Source organism: Nitratireductor rhodophyticola, assembly GCF_019891355.1.
Lineage (GTDB): Bacteria > Pseudomonadota > Alphaproteobacteria > Rhizobiales > Rhizobiaceae > Nitratireductor > Nitratireductor rhodophyticola.
Genome location: NZ_JAHSSF010000001.1, coordinates 1,162,845 through 1,180,865 on the forward strand (window position 1 = coordinate 1,162,845; position 18,021 = coordinate 1,180,865).

The 18,021-nt window shown below is 60.9% G+C and carries 22 protein-coding genes; 10 read left to right on the plus strand and 12 right to left on the minus strand.

Features of this window, described 5'->3' with window-relative positions; genetic code table 11:
* The first annotated feature begins 123 nt into the window (after window positions 1-123).
* Window positions 124-1,407, plus strand: a complete 1,284-nt coding sequence (locus KUG85_RS05625) for an NAD(P)/FAD-dependent oxidoreductase (RefSeq protein WP_223004423.1) — start codon at window positions 124-126, stop codon at window positions 1,405-1,407.
* Here the strand turns inward: KUG85_RS05625 and KUG85_RS05630 are convergent.
* Both KUG85_RS05630 and KUG85_RS05635 read right to left on the minus strand, forming a co-directional pair.
* Complete coding sequence (locus tag KUG85_RS05630; RefSeq protein WP_065818335.1) at window positions 1,404-2,159, minus strand: SOS response-associated peptidase; 756 nt, start codon at window positions 2,157-2,159, stop codon at window positions 1,404-1,406. The genes KUG85_RS05625 and KUG85_RS05630 overlap by 4 nt on opposite strands.
* Window positions 2,160-2,182: 23 nt before the next feature.
* Complete coding sequence (locus KUG85_RS05635; protein ID WP_244439702.1) at window positions 2,183-2,710, minus strand: DUF2799 domain-containing protein; 528 nt, start codon at window positions 2,708-2,710, stop codon at window positions 2,183-2,185.
* A gap of 120 nt (window positions 2,711-2,830) precedes the next feature.
* Here KUG85_RS05635 and KUG85_RS05640 point away from each other — a divergent pair, with 120 nt between their 5' ends.
* The 7 genes from KUG85_RS05640 to KUG85_RS05670 all read left to right on the plus strand — a co-directional run bounded on the left by KUG85_RS05640 (window position 2,831) and on the right by KUG85_RS05670 (window position 7,682).
* Entirely contained in the window at window positions 2,831-3,244 is a 414-nt protein-coding gene (locus KUG85_RS05640) for an NUDIX hydrolase (protein WP_255606258.1), read from the plus strand.
* 110 nt (window positions 3,245-3,354) lie between these two features.
* Window positions 3,355-3,726, plus strand: a complete 372-nt coding sequence (locus KUG85_RS05645; RefSeq protein ID WP_223004425.1) for a TIGR02301 family protein — start codon at window positions 3,355-3,357, stop codon at window positions 3,724-3,726.
* 81 nt (window positions 3,727-3,807) lie between these two features.
* Window positions 3,808-4,539: a hypothetical protein gene (locus tag KUG85_RS05650; RefSeq protein WP_255606259.1), complete on the plus strand. Its 732-nt coding sequence runs from the start codon at window positions 3,808-3,810 to the stop codon at window positions 4,537-4,539.
* 60 nt (window positions 4,540-4,599) lie between these two features.
* Window positions 4,600-5,022: a hypothetical protein gene (locus tag KUG85_RS05655; protein WP_223004426.1), complete on the plus strand. Its 423-nt coding sequence runs from the start codon at window positions 4,600-4,602 to the stop codon at window positions 5,020-5,022.
* Between the two features lie 102 nt (window positions 5,023-5,124).
* Complete coding sequence (ygfZ, locus tag KUG85_RS05660) at window positions 5,125-5,982, plus strand: CAF17-like 4Fe-4S cluster assembly/insertion protein YgfZ (RefSeq protein WP_065818339.1); 858 nt, start codon at window positions 5,125-5,127, stop codon at window positions 5,980-5,982.
* Window positions 5,982-6,602, plus strand: coding sequence for a YfbR-like 5'-deoxynucleotidase (locus tag KUG85_RS05665; protein WP_223004427.1), 621 nt, complete (start codon window positions 5,982-5,984; stop codon window positions 6,600-6,602). Before ygfZ ends, KUG85_RS05665 begins: the two co-directional genes overlap by 1 nt.
* A 261-nt stretch (window positions 6,603-6,863) precedes the next feature.
* The gene (locus tag KUG85_RS05670) at window positions 6,864-7,682 is read left to right on the plus strand and encodes a mechanosensitive ion channel family protein (RefSeq protein WP_223004428.1); all 819 of its coding nucleotides are present in this window, start codon (window positions 6,864-6,866) and stop codon (window positions 7,680-7,682) included.
* Between the two features lie 33 nt (window positions 7,683-7,715).
* Here KUG85_RS05670 and KUG85_RS05675 read toward each other — a convergent pair whose 3' ends face one another.
* Window positions 7,716-9,167 (minus strand): RimK family protein, encoded by a 1,452-nt coding sequence (locus KUG85_RS05675; protein ID WP_223004429.1) that lies wholly within the window; start codon window positions 9,165-9,167, stop codon window positions 7,716-7,718.
* Window positions 9,164-9,640: a ribosomal protein S18-alanine N-acetyltransferase gene (gene rimI, locus KUG85_RS05680; RefSeq protein WP_223004430.1), complete on the minus strand. Its 477-nt coding sequence runs from the start codon at window positions 9,638-9,640 to the stop codon at window positions 9,164-9,166. Before rimI ends, KUG85_RS05675 begins: the two co-directional genes overlap by 4 nt.
* A gap of 223 nt (window positions 9,641-9,863) precedes the next feature.
* On the opposite strand from rimI, the gene KUG85_RS05685 reads away from it, so the two are divergent.
* A complete protein-coding gene (locus KUG85_RS05685) occupies window positions 9,864-10,757 on the plus strand; it encodes a mechanosensitive ion channel family protein (protein WP_065818343.1) in 894 nt (297 codons plus the stop codon).
* 8 nt (window positions 10,758-10,765) lie between these two features.
* Here the strand turns inward: KUG85_RS05685 and KUG85_RS05690 are convergent, their stop codons facing one another.
* The gene (locus KUG85_RS05690) at window positions 10,766-11,557 is read right to left on the minus strand and encodes an anti-sigma factor family protein (protein ID WP_223004431.1); all 792 of its coding nucleotides are present in this window, start codon (window positions 11,555-11,557) and stop codon (window positions 10,766-10,768) included.
* Window positions 11,557-12,072: a sigma-70 family RNA polymerase sigma factor gene (locus tag KUG85_RS05695; protein ID WP_065818345.1), complete on the minus strand. Its 516-nt coding sequence runs from the start codon at window positions 12,070-12,072 to the stop codon at window positions 11,557-11,559. Before KUG85_RS05695 ends, KUG85_RS05690 begins: the two co-directional genes overlap by 1 nt.
* 198 nt (window positions 12,073-12,270) lie before the next feature.
* On the opposite strand from KUG85_RS05695, the gene KUG85_RS05700 reads away from it, so the two are divergent.
* On the plus strand, window positions 12,271-13,518 hold the full coding sequence (locus KUG85_RS05700) for an MFS transporter (RefSeq protein ID WP_223004432.1): 1,248 nt from the start codon (window positions 12,271-12,273) through the stop codon (window positions 13,516-13,518).
* Window positions 13,519-13,625: 107 nt separating this feature from the next.
* Here KUG85_RS05700 and recO read toward each other — a convergent pair whose 3' ends face one another.
* The 6 genes from recO to KUG85_RS05730 all read right to left on the minus strand — a co-directional run bounded on the left by recO (window position 13,626) and on the right by KUG85_RS05730 (window position 17,883).
* Window positions 13,626-14,366, minus strand: coding sequence for a DNA repair protein RecO (recO, locus tag KUG85_RS05705; RefSeq protein ID WP_223004433.1), 741 nt, complete (start codon window positions 14,364-14,366; stop codon window positions 13,626-13,628).
* Between the two features lie 18 nt (window positions 14,367-14,384).
* The gene (gene era / locus KUG85_RS05710; protein ID WP_065818348.1) at window positions 14,385-15,311 is read right to left on the minus strand and encodes a GTPase Era; all 927 of its coding nucleotides are present in this window, start codon (window positions 15,309-15,311) and stop codon (window positions 14,385-14,387) included.
* Window positions 15,308-16,027 carry a ribonuclease III gene (gene rnc / locus KUG85_RS05715; protein WP_223004434.1) on the minus strand — a complete coding sequence of 240 codons (720 nt, stop codon included), beginning with the start codon at window positions 16,025-16,027 and terminating at the stop codon, window positions 15,308-15,310. Before rnc ends, era begins: the two co-directional genes overlap by 4 nt.
* A 14-nt stretch (window positions 16,028-16,041) precedes the next feature.
* Window positions 16,042-16,791, minus strand: a complete 750-nt coding sequence (gene lepB / locus KUG85_RS05720; RefSeq protein WP_007008488.1) for a signal peptidase I — start codon at window positions 16,789-16,791, stop codon at window positions 16,042-16,044.
* Between the two features lie 91 nt (window positions 16,792-16,882).
* Window positions 16,883-17,290 carry a holo-ACP synthase gene (gene acpS / locus KUG85_RS05725; RefSeq protein ID WP_065818351.1) on the minus strand — a complete coding sequence of 136 codons (408 nt, stop codon included), beginning with the start codon at window positions 17,288-17,290 and terminating at the stop codon, window positions 16,883-16,885.
* Entirely contained in the window at window positions 17,287-17,883 is a 597-nt protein-coding gene (locus tag KUG85_RS05730) for a DUF2062 domain-containing protein (protein ID WP_065818352.1), read from the minus strand. The genes acpS and KUG85_RS05730 overlap by 4 nt, the downstream gene beginning before the upstream one ends.
* Between the last annotated feature and the right edge of the window lie 138 nt (window positions 17,884-18,021).

Below are 18,021 nucleotides of genomic sequence, written 5' to 3' on the forward strand. Positions count from 1 at the left end.
TGTGCAGCGCATCTGGCGCTTCAATGCGGCCTCAGCATAACGTCATGCGGATTTTTCGCTTGGACCGGCGGCAGGCGGCATGTGATGTGTCGGGACAGTCTCAGTGTCCAGTGAGTTCGCCAGATGATGAACGACCCGCTTTCCCATGGTCTGTGGGAAAAAACAGCCCCTGCCGCGCCGCAGACAACAGCCCTTTCCGGCGATCAGTCGGCGATGGTTGCCATTGTCGGCGGCGGGTATACGGGTCTCTCGGCGGCACTTCACCTGACGGAGGCCGGTGCGGATGTCGCGGTTCTCGAAGCCGACGAAATCGGTTTCGGCGGTTCGGGCCGCAATGTCGGCCTTGTGAATGCGGGCATGTGGGTCATGCCCGACGACCTGCCCGGCATTCTCGGTGAGACCTATGGCGAGCGTCTGCTGAAAATTCTCGGCGACGCACCGCGCATTGTGTTCGACTTGGCGAAACGGCATGGCATGGACTGCGAGGCAATGCCCGTCGGCACGCTGCACTGCGCCGTCGGCGAAAGCGGCCTCAGACAGCTTGATGAGCGTGCGCGACAGTGGACGGCGCGTGGTGCTCCAGTGCGGCTTCTCGACCGGCAGGAAACGGCGAAGAAGGTCGGGAGCGCGGCATTTGCCGGTGCGCTGCTCGATGAACGGGCAGGCACGATCCAGCCGCTTTCCTACGCGCGGGGTCTGGCCCATGCGGCAGCACGGGCCGGTGCAAGGCTTCACACCGGTTCCCGGGTGACAAAGGCAGAGCGCAGCGGCGACGGCTGGCGGCTTGAAACGCCTCACGGCACGCTGTTGGCGCGGCATGTGATCGTGGCAACCAACGCCTACACCACCACACCATGGTCTCAGATCCGCGAAGAGATCGTCCACCTGCCCTATTTCAATTTCGCCACCCCGCCCCTGCCGCAGGCCGTGCGGGACCGGATATTGCCGGAGCGGCAGGGTGCGTGGGACACGAAGCAGATTCTGACCTCATTCCGCTGGGATCGGGAGGGGCGGCTTGTGTTCGGAAGCGTGGGGGCCCTGAAGGGCACGGGTCAGGCGGTTCACCGCGCCTGGGCGGAGCGGGCCATCGCCCGCCTGTTCCCGGAACTGAAAGGGGTTCGGTTTGACGATTGCTGGTATGGCCATATTGGCATGACGGCCGATCACCTGCCGAAGTTCCATCGCTTTGGCGAAAATGTCGTCGGTTTTTCCGGCTATAACGGGCGCGGCATCGGGCCGGGCACGGTGTTCGGCAAGGCTTTGGCGGAGCTTGTGCTGGGGCGCATTTCGCAGGAGGAGCTTCCGCTGCCGGTCAGCGATGTGTCGCGCCAGTCTTTCCGGGGGCTGCGCGAGGGCGTCTATCGCTTCGGCGCCGAGGCCGTCCACCTCATGCGGACCTTCGCTTAAAAGAGATCGAGCTGACCGCTGTCGTCTCCGGGCTTTTGGTCGGTGTCCTTAACCTCGCGGGGTTCCACGCGCTCCTGAAGGTCCGGGCCGGCATTTGCAACCTTATTGACCCGGTCCGACACGGGCACCGCCTCGAAGAAGCCGGGCTCGGCGGGTTTCAGAAGATCGGCCACATGGCGCGGTTCCTGGTTGAGGCAGTCCAGCCAGCGGTCGAAATCCTCCGGCTTGATGACCACGGGCATACGATGATGGATACCGCGCAGATCCTCATTGGCCTCCGTCGTCAGGATGGCGCCCGTGTCGATCTCCGTGCCACCGGGTTCCGACCAGCTTTCCATCAATCCGGCGAAGGCGATCAGGCCGCCATCGCGGGGCCGGATCCAGTATGGCTCCGCGCGTTTCGAACCAACGCGCCGCCATTCGTAAAAGCCATTGGCCGGAACCAGCGCGCGGCGATGGCGCATGGCGGTGCGGAAGGACGCCTTTTCCGCCGCCGTTTCGGAGCGGGCATTGAACAGAAGTGAAAAATCATCCGGATTTTTTGCCCAGGCGGGAATGAGGCCCCAGCGCACCAGCATGCTCTGCCGCGAAGGCAGGTTGGAACCGGCCGGCCGCGCCGGGCCAGACAGAGCCATCAGAACGGGCTGTGTCGGGGCGATGTTGTAGCGCGGGGGAAACGGCTCGAAATCGGTCACCGCAAGGAGCGACTGCACCGCGTCCGGCGTGTCGGTGAGAGCGAAGCGACCACACATGAGCTGATACCTCGACCAGTGTTTCAGTAACGGCCGGCCGCCTCCTCATAGAGGTAGCGGTCGTAGAGGCGCTCGGCATCGCGCACGCGGCCCTCGGCGAGGAACAGGTCCGATTCCTTCAGCGAAATCCGATTGCGCACCTTGCGACGGTCCTCGCCCTTGGCGGCGTCTTCGAGATCGTCGTAAAGCTGCTCGAGTTCGCGCTTGAGACGGTCATATTCCGACTGGGCGTCATGCACGCGCTTGCCGACGCGGTAAGCGCTCTCGAATCCCGGTGCAACGTCGGAGGGGCAGGAATTGGCGTAACTGCGCCCGTCGCGCCCGGCGCTCAGGCCGTTTTCGGGGGTGCAATAGCGGCGAATGCCGTCTTCCCAGCCTGCGCGCCAGGCGCTTTCATCCACCGGCAGACTGTACTTGGCGCAGGCTTCGCGGTGCCTTTGAACATAGGACGGGCTGCGTCCGGCAGCGCCGTCGCTGCGTCCCAGGTCGCTCCAGTTCACCGATTCGCACTCGGTCTCGTTCAGCGTTGCACATGCCGACAAGGACAACATGAACGCCAGACCTGCAACCAGCCCCGTGCTTCGCATCACCCGCACGATTGCGTCCCCCATATTCTCAAGACATAAACACGGGCCGGACTGTTGGTGATCGGGTGGCAGGATGCAAGGGGTATGCCTGTGAAATCAGAGGAAATCCTCGCCGTTTCCGCGGCCGTTCTAAAGGACGGGCACGTTCTTCTGGTGCGCCGCGGCCGCCCGCCCGCGCAGGGTCTCTATGCCTTTCCCGGTGGTCGCGTGGAAGCGGGAGAAACCTTCGAGCAGGCGCTCGCACGCGAATTGCTGGAGGAGACAGGACTGGTCATAGAAACGGCCAGCCCCCATCGCGAAATCCTGCTGAACGGGGATGACGGACAGCAGACCTTTCGGCTGATCGTGTTTCGCGCCACCGTTGCGGCAGGTGCCATCACCGCGGGTGACGATGCAAGCGAGGCCGGATGGTATGCACCCGAGGCGATCACTGCCATGCCCCTCACCGACAGCACGCGCGCGGTTATTGAAGAATTGCAACACTCGACCGATAGCTGAGCCCATGGGGCTCCGCGCCCTCAATCTTGCCACTTTCCTGAATGTCTGGTGATCGCCTTCCTGTAACTTCGGGCGTTTGACAGGCAGCGCTCGCTGGGAGACAACACGGCATGCGCAATGGTTCAGCACTTTTCGGCCTCGCGGTGGCCCTTTTCATGGCTGCGCCTGTGGCACGGGCCAACGACGCGACCTATGAAACACCGCTTCTGAGGCTCGCTGAAGTGCTTGGTTCAATCCACTATCTGCGCAATCTGTGCGGAGAGGGTTCCGACGTCTGGCGCGGGAAGATGGAAGAGCTTCTGGAAACGGAAGCACCGACGCCGGCTCGCCGGGAAAAGCTGATCGCCAGCTTCAATCGCGGCTACAGATCCTTTGCAGGGACCTATGAAAACTGTACGGATCAGGCGCTTTCCGCCATCGACCACTATATGAACGAGGGCTCACGCATATCCAGCGAGATCGTGCAGCGCTACGGAAACTGAGACGTGACAATGAAGCGGCATCTGGTGAACGTCGGAAACCACTCAAGCATGCAGGGCCGGACGCGGTGGCGACGCCTTCTGATGGCCGGCCTGGCTGCGGCTGGTTTGACTGGAGCGAACGCCCTGCCCGCGTTTGCCCTCAGCGAACTGCAGCAGGTCGAACCGGCAGAGGAAGGCGAGAGCGGGTCCGATAGTGTCGAGCGTGTGCCACTGCCGCCGCCGATTCGCTTCCCGAAAGACAGCACCGACACACCGGAAAGTTCTGAGCCGGGTGAGGATGCTATTCCCGTTGAGGATACCCCACTGCGCGATGTGGTGCGGCCGGATACCCAGATCGGAAAGGAATTGCCGGAGATCCTTTACAATCTGGAGCAGGTCCCCGAACCGGTGCGGCGGATGCATGGGCTGATCGTCGAAGCCGCCAAAAGCGGGGACATCGAACGTCTGCGCCCACTGATCGGCAGCGGGGAGAGCGCGACGCGCCTCTCGCTCGGAGGGCTCGATGGCGATCCGCTCGATTTTCTCATCGAACTGTCGGGAGATGAGGGAGGTCAGGAAATATTGGCCATACTGCTCGAAGTCCTGCAGGCGGGCTATGTGCATCTCGATGCAGGCACGCCCCAGGAAATGTATGTCTGGCCTTATTTTTTCGCCATTCCGCTCGAATCCCTCGACAAGAAGCAGCGCGTCGAACTGTTCACGCTTGTGACTGCCGGTGACTATGAGGACATGAAGAGTTTCGGCGCCTACATCTTTTATCGCGTGGGTATAACGCCAGATGGACACTGGGCGTTTTTCGTGGCCGGAGACTGAGCCGTTTCTTGCAATCGCCTGGAACGCCCCCATATCCGGTGGAACTCAGGGAGGTGTCCCATGGAGGGGATAGCGCAATCGCAAAGCGGCCTCGCCGCATCGCCGCGAAGCCCGGGGAGGCGCGGACGCCTTGTCAGGCGCGTCATCCTCTTTCAGGTGAAGCTCATGGCCGACGGCATGCGCGATGTCGTCATGAGTCCCCTGTCGATCGCCGCCGGTCTGTTCGGTCTCATTTCACGCAACGGAAGCGCCGAGATCTATCTCGACCGCCTGATGCGGTTTGGCAGGGAGACGGATCACTGGATCAATCTTTTCGACCATCGCAGTGCGCCGCACGCCACGCCCTCCCCCTCACTCGACAACATTGCCGAGCAGATCGAGGAGGCGCTGCGCCGCGACTTTGAAAACGGTGGCCTGAGCGCCAGAAGCGCCAAAGCTCTTGCCGAGGCTGCGGCCCGCCTTAGGGAGAAGGCCGGACGTTGAGCCAATCCGGAATGCGCCGCCATTCCTGACACCTACCGGGTTGTCGTCAGCGACAAAGCATCCTAGCTAGGATTAGAACCCGTTCATCCAGCCGGATCAGCCATGCCAACCTGCCACCTAGACAATCGCGCCCTCTTCCAGTTGCAGGGGCCCGAGGCCGAACACTTTCTTCAAAACGTAATCACAACCGATCTCTCGGCACTCGAAGATGGCCAATGTCGTCCAAGCGCCCTGCTGGCCCCGCAAGGCAAAATCCTGTTCGATTTTCTCGTTTCCCGCGCCGGCAGCGAAACGCTGCGGATAGAATGTCGAGCGGATATCGCGGCCGACCTGGTGAAGCGCCTGACCCTCTACAAGCTGCGCGCGAAAGTGGATATTTCCGAGATAGAACAAGGCACTATCGCGGTTTCGTGGCAAAATGATTCTGATTCTTCAGAAAATGATTCAACGCTGTTGGACTGTCGCTTTCCCAAGAACCTGAACGTGCGGCGGCACTATGGCGAAACGCCCGAGGCCGACAGCACCAGGGAGCTCTGGGATGAACTTCGGATCGCCAATGCCGTTGCCGAAAGCGACAGCGACTTTGCATTGGGCGACGCATTCCCTCATGACGTGCTTTACGATCAGAATGGTGGCGTCGGGCTCAAGAAGGGCTGCTTTGTCGGCCAGGAAGTGGTCTCGCGGATGCATCACCGGGGGACGGCCCGCCGAAGACTCCTGATCGTGAGCGGCGCATCTGCCCTGCCCGCTCCGGGCACCGAGTTGCGGGCGGACGGCAAGCCACTCGGAACGCTCGGTACGGTCTCCAGCCACAAGGCCCTGGCTATCGTGCGGATCGACAGGGTCAAAGACGCGATCGATGCGGGGATACCGGTGGTGGCAGGCGATACCCCTGTGACGTTCGCCATCCCACAATGGGCTGGCTTCACCTTTCCAGAATCCACGGAAAGTGCGGGCTGATGCCGGCTTCGACCAAAAAGGCACCTCCCCGCGCCTGGCAGAGAATGCTGTCCGGCCGCCGGCTTGATCTTCTCGACCCGTCCCCATTGGACGTTGAAATAAGCGATATCGCACACGGCCTTGCCCGTGTTGCCCGCTGGAACGGACAGACCGAAGGCGACCACGCCTATTCCGTCGCTCAGCACTCGCTTCTGGTGGAGGAAATTTTCTGCCGGATCACGCGAGACATCACGCCCGAGTGTTCCATGGCCGCGCTGCTGCATGATGCGCCCGAATATGTCATTGGCGACATGATTTCCCCGTTCAAGGCCACACTGGGCGACGACTACAAGTCTGTCGAGAAGCGCCTGCAGCGCGCGATCCACCAGCGGTTCACTCTGGCTCCCGATCTGCCGATAAAACTGAAGAAAGCGATCAAACGTGCCGATCAGATCGCCGCTTTCTATGAGGCGACACAGCTCGCAGGCTTTGGCGTAACGGAGGCCGCGCGGTTTTTCGGGCGTCCACGCGGATTGCCCCCGGAAGGGCTGAAACTCGAACCGCAGCCCCCGAAACTGGCTCAAAAAGCCTTCCTCGACCGCTTCACGTTAATTGATGAAAAAAGAAAAAATATCATATAATATTTTCTCTTTTTTAGTTTCATATTTTCATTCAAAATAACTATCTGATCTATATCCGCACTAATCAGCACATCATAAAAATTATATTATATATATACTTTTACATCTCAAAGACACTTGATATACGCGTCATCCAGACTGATGCAGTTCAGCGCTTCTGATCCTCCTGCCAGAACTATCAGGTGGATGAGAACGTCGACGGGGCGGTGCTTCGGTTTCTGAAAACGGAAACCCCGAACACGGCACGGAGATGTTCGAAACATGGAAAAGCAAGCAGGACGTCTTATTCAAACAGCGAATGCGGCGCTCGGTTACGTCTCGGAATTTGCACTGAATTACGGATTGACGTTTCTTGGAGCAGTTGCCCTTCTGGTGATTGGCATCATTGCAGCAAAAATGCTGGAGCGCTGGGTGCGCAACACTCTCAGCAAGGTATTCTCATTCGACGCAACCCTAACTTCCTTTCTTTCGGTTCTGGCCCGATATACCGTCCTGGCCCTTTCCAGCGTTGCGGCACTCACGCAGCTGGGCGTACCAACCGCCAGTATTATTGCAGCGCTCGGCGCTATCGGTCTCGCGGTCGGCCTCGCCCTTCAGGGAACGCTGCAGAACATCGCAGCAGGTGTGATGTTGCTCATTCTGCGGCCGTTTGAAGTAGACGAGCATGTCCTGGCGAATGGAATATCAGGAACCGTGAGCACTCTGGGGTTGTTTGCGACAGAACTGAAAACGGATGACGGGCTGATCGTCTTCGCTCCCAACAGCACGCTCTGGAACGCGGCCATCACAAACCACTCCAGAAACAAGGCTCGCAGGGTAGAGCTCGAGATCGATGTCGGAAACGATCTCAGCCCCGAGCAGGTTCAGAAGGGGCTCTTGAGAATTCTCGCCGCAGAAAAGAGTATTTTGAAGAAACCCCAGGCAGAAACACTCTTTTCGGCGATAGATGGTGGCGCTCCACATCTGACGCTCCGTTTCTGGGCGAGAAGCGAAGGGTGGCAGAAATCCCGCTCGGCTCTAACCGAAGCCATCAACAAGGGCTTTGGAAAGAAGGGGGTGAGCGTCTCGATCCCCGGTTGACCTGCCGTGATATCGGCAGATGGAGAGGTGCCTTCACCTCTCCAGACGGTCGATGAACCACTGGGTGAGGCTGGTCCAGACAGCGTCCTTTTCTCCGGCATCCTCACAGCCATGGTCGAGATTGGGATTGTCGTTGACTTCGATGATGTAGACACCTTCCGGCGTTGCCTTGAGATCCACGCCATAGAGCCCGCTTCCGATGCAACGCGCGGCACGCACGGCGATGTCGAGCACGTCCGACGGTGTGTCCGCCAGGGTGAACGAGCGGAAGCCTCCTTCGTCCGGGCGCCCCTGCCTTTCGTGATTGACGATCTGCCAGTGCTTCTTCGCCATGAGGTACTGCACGGAGAAAAGCGGCCTACCGTCGAGAACCCCGATACGCCAGTCGAAGGCGGTGGGCAGAAACTTCTGTGCGATGAGCAGATCGGAATCCTCCAGCCATTTTGTCGCCAGCGCCTTGAGTTCCGCCATGTTCGCCGCCTTCTTCACGCCTCGTGAAAAAGAACTGTCGGGCGTCTTGAGCACCAGCGGGAAGCCGAGCAGATCGGCAGCGCGCTCTAGGTCCGCCGTTCCGGCAATCATCATGGTCGGTGGAACGGGCACGCGGTGCGTCGTCATCAACTCATTGAGATAAACCTTGTTCGTGCAGCGGATCATCGACAGGGGATCGTCGATCACCGGCATGCCCTCCTGCTCGGCACGCCGGGCGAAACGGTATGTGTGGTTGGAAATGGACGTGGTCTCGCGAATGAACAGCGCATCAAAGTTTGCCAGGCGCGGCAGATCCTTCTTCGTGATCGGTTCCACTTCAACGCCCATGCGGGCGGCAATGCGCGACCAGTGTTTGAGCGAAGCAACGCTCGACGGCGGCAGTTCCTCCCTTGGATCAATGAGGGTGGCGAAACCATAGCGCGACGGAACCCGGGTGCGGCTCTCACGCCACTGCCGGCTCGTATAGGTGTGCAGGGATGCGGTGAAGCGCTCCTTCTCTTCCGAGCTCATGCGTGAAAGGGCGCGAAACCCGATGCGTGTGATCGTTGCCCATTCGCCGTCTTTGATGACGACTTCCAGAGCGGGCGCGCGAAACCAGTCGAACAGGAGCTTCGCGAAGCGCTCCCAGGCCTTTTCGGGTCCGATGCCGAAAAACACACTGACGGTTGAAGGAAAGCTTCCGCCAAGTTCGGTGCGGCAGCGGTTGAGGGCCTGTTCAAGTTCCGGGAGCGCGTTCTCGTAGAGCTTGCGCGCGGAAAGATCGATCATGGTTTCGACCGAGGGGATCACGCGATGACCGCGGGAACTGGCGAGTAGCGACGCGTAGTAGCCGCGGCTCTGATAGGCATAGCTGGATGAGAGATTGATGACCTTGGGGCGCTGTCCGCGAAACAGCGCCGGATGGGCCAGATAATCGCGGTTGGTGATGATTTTATAAGGGGTGGCGGTCTCGTCGAGATCGCCTTTCTTGCCAGTCAGGATGACCCAACTCATCTGGGGCCGTTCTCCGTGTTCAATGCACACAGCGCCTTCTGGTAACGCAATGCGCTCATACCGTCGTGATAGTAATTCTCATATTGGGCAAAGCTACGATATCCCGTTTTTTCGTAAAGCCGGATGGCCGGCTCATTGTCTGCCCGCACCTCAAGGCGCATCGTCCGGAACCCTCGTGCACACGCTGCGTTCTCGACATGATGCAACAGCAACGCCGCCACCCCCCTGCCGGTTTCATCCGGTGCGACGGCAATGGAGTAAAGACGGGCGATGCCACTCGTCCGGCGTGTCAATGCCAGCGCATATCCGAGGATTTTTTCACCCTCTTCGGCAACGCAGGTGATGGCCGCCCGCGACCCGATCAGGCGCCGGAGAGAGCGCTGGGAAAGCCTGTCGCCCGAGAACGCCGCGTTCTCGATTGCAACCAGCGCATCGAGATCCGCGAGATCGGCGTGGCGAACGTCAATTGGCATAGCATACTCCAGGCAACACCGGCGATTTCGATGGCCCATGCCCCGGGAGCCGTAGCCCCGATTTGCAGCACCCGGCGGGGATTGCTAGACACGCGAAACCAGCAGGGCAGACGCGACGGGACGTCGGCAAAGCCGGATCCTGGCGTTTCGAGCGCTGCAAACGGATCAATGCCGTCCCCTGAAGGCCGGAAACGACAAACATGGAACGGAGACATTCCCCAATATGGAAATGCAAACTGAGAACCTCATGACAGCCGCCCAGGCAGCTCTGGCCCAGGCCAGCGAATTCGCCGTATCTTACGCTTTCTCGATTCTCGGCGCCATCATTCTCATCATCGCCGGCTTTATTGTCGCGGGGATGGTGGAAAAATGGGTGCGCCGCACGCTCGATCGTTTTCCCTCGTTCGATGTCACGCTCACCAGTTTCCTTTCCAAGATCGCCCGATACGCAGTTCTGATCCTGGTCGGGGTTACGGTGCTGGCGCAGTTCGGGGTTCAGACGGCGAGCATCATCGCCGCACTCGGTGCAGCCGGCCTCGCTATCGGCCTTGCCCTGCAGGGCACGCTGCAGAATGTCGCCGCGGGCATCATGCTCCTCGTTTTGAAACCGTTTCGTGTCGGCGAGTTTGTCGAGGCGAGCGGCATTTCAGGGACGATCCAGACCATCGGCCTCTTCGCAACCGAGATGAAGACGGTCGACGGCCTCTACATCCTCGCGCCGAACAGCTCGCTGTGGAACACGTCCGTCACCAATTATTCGCGCAATCCGCGCCGCCGCAACGACCTGGTGATCGGCATCGGCTACAATGACGACATCGACCTGGCACAGAAAACGATGCTCGACCTTGCTGCCTCCGACGACCGCGTTCTGGCCGATCAAGAACCCGCGACCTTCGTTTCGGAACTGGGCGACAGCGCCGTCAACATCACCATGCGTTACTGGACCACGACCGCGGACTGGTGGCAGACCCGCCTTGACCTGACCAAAGCGGCCAAGAAGGCGTTCGACGAGAAGGGTATCTCCATCCCCTTTCCGCAGCGCGACGTTCACTATCTGCCGCTCGACAGCAAGGCCCAGACCACCAGCCCGGCCAAAAAGAGCACGGCCAAGCGCTGATGCGCGTCTCACCTGCCGGCGAGCAATTGCCGGTAGGTGACGTTCGCGATCTCCAGCAGGCGCTTTTCTGAAATCGCTCCGGCAACCGTGTAGGCGAAGCCCTCTTCCTGCCAGTAGAATGCGCGACCGCCTTCATCCTCAAAGAGCCGGAAGCCTGTCGTCTCTCCCTTCACGCAGTGGGCAACATACAGCGAAACACGTTCACCCGAGGGATCTTCATACATGAACTGCGCGGCGGCTTTTCCGCCCGAGGGCAGCAACCGGCCACCCATGAGGTCAAAACCTTCGGCCCGCAAATCGGGGGCGACCAGCCTGGTGCCGACTCGGTTGGACAGCCATCCGACCAGATGACTGCGATCGCTGGCGCCCACTTCAACAACATGGAGCTTTTCTGCCGCGTAGACCTGGTGCGCAGCGACGGCCTCGCCAACCACGTCCAGCGCGGCAAGCGTTTCGCCGCCACCAAAACCCTGCCGCCCCGCCCAGAATCCGGCTGCCGCACCGGCCGCGACAAGCATGACGGCAGCCACGGCGAGCCGGCGCAACGGCATATGCCGGGCGCCCTTCGTCTTTCGGCCGACAGAATGGGCCCCTTCCTGCAGACGATGTGGCACCTCCTCACGCGCCAGCGTGGTCAGCGTGTCGCGCAGCAACGCCCGGTCCGAGACGTAGCGTGCGCTCAGCGCACGCATATCAGCGCGGGTTTCCAGCCAGGCCTCGTAGGCAGCCATATCCTCCGGTGACAGCTCGCCATCGAGTGCCAGATGAATGTCCCTTTCGTCAAAGCTGCGCTGTGTCATCACTCCACCGCCTTGAGAATGCGCCGGCGCCGCGCCAGATCAAGAATGTCACGCAGATCCTGCCGTCCACGCGCCACGCGCGACATCAACGTTCCCGTAGGAATGTCCAGAACATCCGCTGCCTCGGCGTAGCTCATGCCTTCAACCCCCACCAGAAGGATCGCGGCGCGCCGTTCCGGGCTGATTTCCTGCAGGGCATCGAGCACGTCACGAAGATCGAGCATGCCGTTCTGTTCCGGCGCACTGACCGAGGCCGGCCTGTCGACCGCTGCGTCAGAGACGAGTTCGCTCCGCCGCTTTCGTGCCCGTACACCATCGACGAACAGATTGTGCATCAAGGTGAACAGCCACCGCCGTGGCGACGTGCCCGTCTGCCAGTTGTCGAGCCGCGAAAAGGCCCGCTCGAGGCAATCCTGCACGAGGTCGTCGGCCGCATCCGCATCGCGCAGCAGCGCGCGCGCATAGCGTCGCAGCCCTGGAATTTCACCGACAATCGCCTTCCTCTTGCCGTCCATGCCCCCGGCCCGCCTTTTACGGGAGTTTGCTTCTGTCCGATCAACGGTTGCGTAGACGAGTTTATTCCCGGTCTGCGACAGCAATCATGAGAAAAACTGATCGAAGGTGCACAATTTGTCGATTACGCTGAAGTTCAGCCTGCGCTATCTTCATCCTCCGACCATTGCACTGACACACCGGAAACGCGTGAAGGCAACATGACACAACAAAACCCCGCCCGCGCGGCCATTCCGCATACGTTTCCATGGGCGGTCGTCATCTGTGGCTGTCTGATTGCAGCCCTTAATTTCGGCCCGCGCTCGGCCATGGGCTTCTTCCAGCTCCCATTGCTTGCCGAAACGGGCTGGGACCGCACCACATTCGGCCTCGCCATGGCGATCCAGAACCTGCTCTGGGGGATCGGCCAGCCGATTTTTGGTGCCATCGCGGACCGGTTCGGGACGTGGCGCGTTCTCGCCCTCTCCGCCGTGCTTTACGCCGTCGGCCTTTTGATGATGTCGATGCCCACGCATGAAGCCATGCTTCACATCGGGGGCGGCGTTCTTGTCGGCCTTGGCGTTGCCGGCGGATCCTTCGGCATCATCCTCGCAGCCTTTGCCCGCAGCGTTCCTGCCGAAAAGCGCAGCCTGATTTTCGGCCTTGCGACAGCTTCTGGCTCTGCCGGCATGTTTATCTTCGCGCCGATAAGCCAGGGCCTGATCGATGCGTTCGGCTGGTCCGATACGCTGGTCTATATGAGCGTGGCGATGCTGATCGTCCCGGTTTTGGCCATACCGCTCGTCGGCAATGCGGCGACAGCGCGCAACAGCGCGGAAACCTTCAAGCAGACGGTCAGAGAGGCCCTTCGGGAGGCCTTCGCGCATCGCAGCTTCGTGCTTCTGGTCGCGGGGTTCTTCGTGTGCGGCTTCCAGGTCGCCTTCATCACCGCGCATTTCCCGGCCTATATCGGCGATATCGGCATCGATGCACGCTATGCGGTGGTGGCGCTGGCCCTGATCGGCTTCTTCAACATCATCGGTTCGCTTGCCTCGGGCTATATCGGCCAGCGCTATTCCAAGCCCGGTTTTCTGGCCCTGATCTACATCGCGCGGTCAATCGCCGTAACCGCATTCCTGCTGCTCCCGCAAACGCCCACAAGCGTGATCATCTTCGCCATCGTCATGGGGCTTTTGTGGCTATCCACCGTGCCGCCGACCAATTCGCTGGTGGCGATTATGTTCGGCACGGGGCATCTGGGGCTTCTGGGCGGGGTCGTGTTCTTTTCACACCAGGTGGGCTCGTTCCTGGGCGTGTGGCTGGGCGGCTATCTCTACGACCTGTTCGGCAGTTATGATCCGGTCTGGTGGCTCGGCGTGATCCTCGGTCTCTTTGCAGCCCTGGTTCACTGGCCGATCCGGGAAGCAGCCGTGCCGCGCCCTGCTCTAATGCATGTCGCTTTCAAATGAATTCATTTGAAAGACAACGAACATGCATCATTTGAAAGTGTTACAGCGTCCTTTGCGCGTCTTATAAGACGCGCGGCGCTGTAGCGCCAGCCGAGTAGGCCGTCGGTTCAACCGGCCGCGTCCCCGGCGCTGCGGGCGAGTGCCGCCAGAAAGCCGCCGCGCGCAGCGGGCTCTTCCATCCCGCGCGGTTCGTAGACGTTTCGGTGGAAGAAAAACCCGGTCAGACGATAAGCGTCCTCAAGCGCATCGGGCGGCGTCTCCATCCGCGCCTTCACTGTCAGAAAGCGCGGTAGCGGCAGAAGCCTGTCGCGCCAGGGAGCACCGGCTTCTTCAGTCACTGCGCGGCCGGATTTCGGCGACACATAAGCAAGGCTTTCGCGGCTGCCCGTCAGTGCGCATTGCGTGAGATCGAGCCCGAATCCCAGCTCGTCGAGCAGTGCCAGTTCAAAGCGCACCATCAACGGTCCGGCGATCTCGGGCTCGTCCAGATGGGCGGTGATGATTTTCAGGGTCTCATAAAGGCCTGCATGGGCGTCGCGCTCGGGCATCAAGCGCAGATGAGCGGCCAGAAGCTGTATGCCATGAATCGCCAGCGCAGAGGCCAGAAGGCGCGCAGCGTTCAACTCCAGAGGCTCGACCTGAAACGTGCCCAGATGCTCCTCGAGGCGGGCGCGCCAGACCAGATCAACGCGATTTCCCGGCTGGAGAAGCGGTTGCATGCGGCGCGACCGGCCGCCTTTCACAAGACCGAGATGCCGGCCATGAGCCGCCGTCATCGTTTCCAGGACGACGCTCGTTTCGCCATGCTTTCTGGCGCCCAGAATGATCCCTTCATCGCGCCATTCCATCAGGTCACTGTCCTTCCCTCAACCGGGGAATTCAAGCCCCATTTCGCGGAAGCGCTCCGGATCGTTGCCCCAGCCCTCGCGCACCTTCACAAACAGGAAGAGATGAACCTTCTGCTCGAGGATCCCCGCCAGCTCCTCGCGGGCGGCCTGCCCCACGGCACGAATGGCCGAGCCTTTGTGACCGAGCACGATTTTCTTCTGGCTGTCGCGCTCCACATAAACCACCTGGTCGATGCGCACGGAGCCGTCCTTGCGTTCTTCCCACTTCTCGGTTTCGACGTGGATCGCATAGGGCAGTTCCTGGTGCAGTCGCAGGAAGAGCTTTTCGCGTGTGATTTCCGCTGCGAGCTGGCGCATCGGCAGATCGGATAGCTGATCCTCCGGATAATACCAGGGGCCCGCCGGAAGCGTTTCGGAGAGATAGGCGAGGAGATCGTCACAGCCCGATCCCTGCAACGCCGAGATCATGAAAGTGCGCTCAAACCCCACCGCGTCGTTGGCCCGGGCGGCGAGTTCCAGCAGAGAATCGCGCTTTACCCGGTCGATCTTGTTGAGAATCAGGATTTTGGGCTGCGCCACATCCCTGAGCTTTTCAAGAATGGCGGCGGCATCGCCCTTGATGCCACGCTCCGCATCGATCAGCAGCGCCACGATGTCGGCGTCCTTGGCCCCGCCCCAGGCGGTCGTGACCATGGCGCGGTCGAGCGTGCGGCGCGGATTGAAGATGCCGGGTGTGTCGATGAACACGATCTGAGCGTTTTCGTGGGTGGCGATGCCACGTACGATGGCACGTGTCGTCTGCACCTTGTGGGTGACGATGGACACCTTCGCACCGACAAGCTGATTGAGCAGCGTCGACTTGCCCGCATTGGGGGCGCCGATCAATGCCACAAAGCCGGACCGGGTCTCGCCCTGTGCGTCGGCTGCGGGAACGTCTTCACTCATGATGTGCTCTCATTGCTCTGCCACACGCCTTCTCGCTCCAGCATGCCGGTGGCGGCGGCCTGTTCCGCCTCGCGCTTGGAACGGCCCCTGCCGTGCGCGGGCTCATATCCGGTGATCCTGACGGTCACGGAAAAAACCGGATCATGGTCAGGCCCCTGCCGGTCCTCCACAGTATAGCCTGGCGTGACGCCGGCAACCTGATGCGCCCATTCCTGCAGGGCGGTTTTCGGGTCGCGGCGATCGGCCCCTTCGGCCTGCGCACGCTCACGCCAGTGACCGCGCACAAAGGCACGTGCAGCGTCGATGCCGCCTTCAAGGTATACCACCGCGATCAGCGCTTCCATCACATCGGCACGCAGGTTGATCTGCTTGCGGGTCGCCGCACCGCGCAGGTCGCTGCCCATGTGGATCAGCGGACTGATCTTCAACTCGTCGGCGACCTCTGCCAGCGTCTCGGCATTGACGAGCGCATTGAGCCGCACAGAGAGTTCGCCTTCGGGCGCTTTGGGGAAGCTCTCATAGAGCAGTTCGGCAACGGCAAGCCCCAGCACACGGTCGCCAAGAAACTCCAGCCGCTGGTAATCGGAACCCGAGCGGCTCCGCGCGCTGGCATGTGTCATCGCCTCTTCGACAAGCGCGGCATTCGTGAATTCAAATCCGGTGCAATCGGCGACCGCTTTGACTAACTGGGGGCCACGCAGGCGCTTGGCAGTCATGATCCACGCAAACTCTAGTCGACCCAATCGAAGATGCGCCACGGGCGCACTTCCGAAGGCCAGCGCCAGATTTCCAGCGGGCTTGCGCCACCGGCGATGGAGAAGAAGATGATGTTGGCGCGTCCGACAAGGTTTTCAGCCGGCACGAAACCGACCGAGAAGCGGCTGTCGGCGGAGTTGTCGCGATTGTCGCCCATCATGAAATAATGCCCTTCGGGCACGATGAATTCGCGCGTGTTGTCGCCAATGCCGTTCGCCGTCAAATCCAGCGTCTCGTAGGAAACGCCGTTGGGCAGCGTCTCGCGGTAGACGTCCACCGGCCGGTCCATCTCGGTAATGTCGGGGTCGTCGATCTGGCCGATCTTCTCACGCTCCACGGCCTTGTCGTTGATGTAGAGCTCACCCTCTCGCATCTGGATCTTGTCGCCCGGCATCCCGACCACGCGCTTGATATAGTCGATCGAAGGATTGGGCGGAAACTTGAAGACGACCACGTCGCCGCGCTCGGGTTCGGAACCCCAGATGCGGCCGGAAAAGAGCGGCGGAGAGAACGGAAGAGAATGACGCGAATAGCCGTAGGCCCATTTGGTGACAAACAGATAATCGCCCTCAAGCAGGGTCGGGCGCATGGAACCGGACGGAATGGAGAATGGCTGAAACAGGAAGGTGCGGATAACCAGCGCGAGGATAAGCGCCTGGACAATCACATTGACGGTTTCGCCCACGCCGCCCGATTTCTTCTTCGTCTTGTCAGCCACGCTCATCATGTCCTCGGTTCGAGTGTTTCGGCACGGTCTTATCGCGCCAGAAAGGCGGCGGCAATGCGACAGCACAACCCTCGCGCAGTTTTCGGCGTCAGTTTCCGTTGTCGGGAACCGCCTCGATGATCACAAACGCCTGAGCCAGGGGATAGTCGTCAGTGATGGTCAAATGAACCAGCGCTTTCATGCCTGAAGGTGTCATGCCCTCAAGCCTCGCCCTGGCCTTCCCCGACAGTTCCATTGTCGGTTTGCCGCCGGGAAGATTGACGACCCCCATTTCGCGCCAGAAGACGCCACGCGAGATGCCTGTGCCAAGCGCCTTGGAGCATGCCTCCTTGGCGGCGAAGCGCTTCGCATAAGAGGCGGCGCGCTCACGGCGCCTGTCGGACTTGGCCCGTTCGATCTGCGTGAAGACACGCTGCGTGAAGCGCTCTCCGTAGCGGTCGAGCGTTTTGGCGATCCGTCTGATGTCGATCAGGTCGCTTCCAATTCCGATAATCATGAACTCGTCGCGGTCCTTGCGTCGAAGGCTTGCCGGCCGGCCTTTCGGCGTGCCCGCTCGGCGAGACGCTTGCGGCGCTGCTCGCGGAAGGTGAATGTCGCCCAGCGTGTCACGAAGTAGAACACCAGAGCGAAGAAAATGCCCAGAGGCAGCGCGCCGACGGACATGGGCTTGATGACCGGCTCCCAGAGCTGGGAAAACTCCAGGTGGCGCAGCATCTTGCCCAGATGTATGGGGGCACCGTGCGAGAGCTCTCGCCCATAGAGGATGAGGCGCCCCGTTTCCAGTGTCGCCCCCCAGATGAACGGGAATGTCAGCGGGTTGCCGACGGCGGTGCCAATGGCCGAAGCGACGAGGTTTCCGCCGATGCACCATGCCAGACCGGCCGCGATGAAGAAGTGAAATCCCATGAAGGGCGTGAACGACGCGAACACACCGGCTGCGATGCCTGCAGCGATGGCGTGCGGCGTCGCCGTCAATCGCAGAGCACGCTTGACGAAATATTGTGCAGATCGCCAGAACGAGCGGCGCGGCCAAACCATGGTCCGAGCCCTCTCCCATAGATCCGCCGGTTTTCTACGTCGAAACAACATCGCGACTACGAAGCACCCCCAACAGCAACCAGGCTTCCCCCTGCCGACAGAATCCTAGAGCCCGTTTTCTTAACGGCGGGTTCCCTGGGACATGTCTTTGGTTCGATATAGGCAAGCTCGGTCGGACGGGGCAAGGGA

Excerpts from the sequence above, each read along its gene's own strand:
- KUG85_RS05625 (WP_223004423.1), top strand. The coding sequence starts at position 124 with ATGATGAACGACCCGCTTTCCCATGGTCTGTGGGAAAAAACAGCCCCT.
- KUG85_RS05630 (WP_065818335.1), bottom strand. The coding sequence starts at position 2,159 with ATGTGTGGTCGCTTCGCTCTCACCGACACGCCGGACGCGGTGCAGTCG.
- KUG85_RS05635 (WP_244439702.1), bottom strand. The coding sequence starts at position 2,710 with ATGTTGTCCTTGTCGGCATGTGCAACGCTGAACGAGACCGAGTGCGAA.
- KUG85_RS05640 (WP_255606258.1), top strand. The coding sequence starts at position 2,831 with ATGCCTGTGAAATCAGAGGAAATCCTCGCCGTTTCCGCGGCCGTTCTA.
- KUG85_RS05645 (WP_223004425.1), top strand. The coding sequence starts at position 3,355 with ATGCGCAATGGTTCAGCACTTTTCGGCCTCGCGGTGGCCCTTTTCATG.
- KUG85_RS05650 (WP_255606259.1), top strand. The coding sequence starts at position 3,808 with ATGGCCGGCCTGGCTGCGGCTGGTTTGACTGGAGCGAACGCCCTGCCC.
- KUG85_RS05655 (WP_223004426.1), top strand. The coding sequence starts at position 4,600 with ATGGAGGGGATAGCGCAATCGCAAAGCGGCCTCGCCGCATCGCCGCGA.
- ygfZ (WP_065818339.1), top strand. The coding sequence starts at position 5,125 with ATGCCAACCTGCCACCTAGACAATCGCGCCCTCTTCCAGTTGCAGGGG.
- KUG85_RS05665 (WP_223004427.1), top strand. The coding sequence starts at position 5,982 with ATGCCGGCTTCGACCAAAAAGGCACCTCCCCGCGCCTGGCAGAGAATG.
- KUG85_RS05670 (WP_223004428.1), top strand. The coding sequence starts at position 6,864 with ATGGAAAAGCAAGCAGGACGTCTTATTCAAACAGCGAATGCGGCGCTC.
- KUG85_RS05675 (WP_223004429.1), bottom strand. The coding sequence starts at position 9,167 with ATGAGTTGGGTCATCCTGACTGGCAAGAAAGGCGATCTCGACGAGACC.
- rimI (WP_223004430.1), bottom strand. The coding sequence starts at position 9,640 with ATGCCAATTGACGTTCGCCACGCCGATCTCGCGGATCTCGATGCGCTG.
- KUG85_RS05685 (WP_065818343.1), top strand. The coding sequence starts at position 9,864 with ATGGAAATGCAAACTGAGAACCTCATGACAGCCGCCCAGGCAGCTCTG.
- KUG85_RS05690 (WP_223004431.1), bottom strand. The coding sequence starts at position 11,557 with ATGACACAGCGCAGCTTTGACGAAAGGGACATTCATCTGGCACTCGAT.
- KUG85_RS05695 (WP_065818345.1), bottom strand. The coding sequence starts at position 12,072 with ATGGACGGCAAGAGGAAGGCGATTGTCGGTGAAATTCCAGGGCTGCGA.
- KUG85_RS05700 (WP_223004432.1), top strand. The coding sequence starts at position 12,271 with ATGACACAACAAAACCCCGCCCGCGCGGCCATTCCGCATACGTTTCCA.
- recO (WP_223004433.1), bottom strand. The coding sequence starts at position 14,366 with ATGGAATGGCGCGATGAAGGGATCATTCTGGGCGCCAGAAAGCATGGC.
- era (WP_065818348.1), bottom strand. The coding sequence starts at position 15,311 with ATGAGTGAAGACGTTCCCGCAGCCGACGCACAGGGCGAGACCCGGTCC.
- rnc (WP_223004434.1), bottom strand. The coding sequence starts at position 16,027 with ATGACTGCCAAGCGCCTGCGTGGCCCCCAGTTAGTCAAAGCGGTCGCC.
- lepB (WP_007008488.1), bottom strand. The coding sequence starts at position 16,791 with ATGAGCGTGGCTGACAAGACGAAGAAGAAATCGGGCGGCGTGGGCGAA.
- acpS (WP_065818351.1), bottom strand. The coding sequence starts at position 17,290 with ATGATTATCGGAATTGGAAGCGACCTGATCGACATCAGACGGATCGCC.
- KUG85_RS05730 (WP_065818352.1), bottom strand. The coding sequence starts at position 17,883 with ATGTTGTTTCGACGTAGAAAACCGGCGGATCTATGGGAGAGGGCTCGG.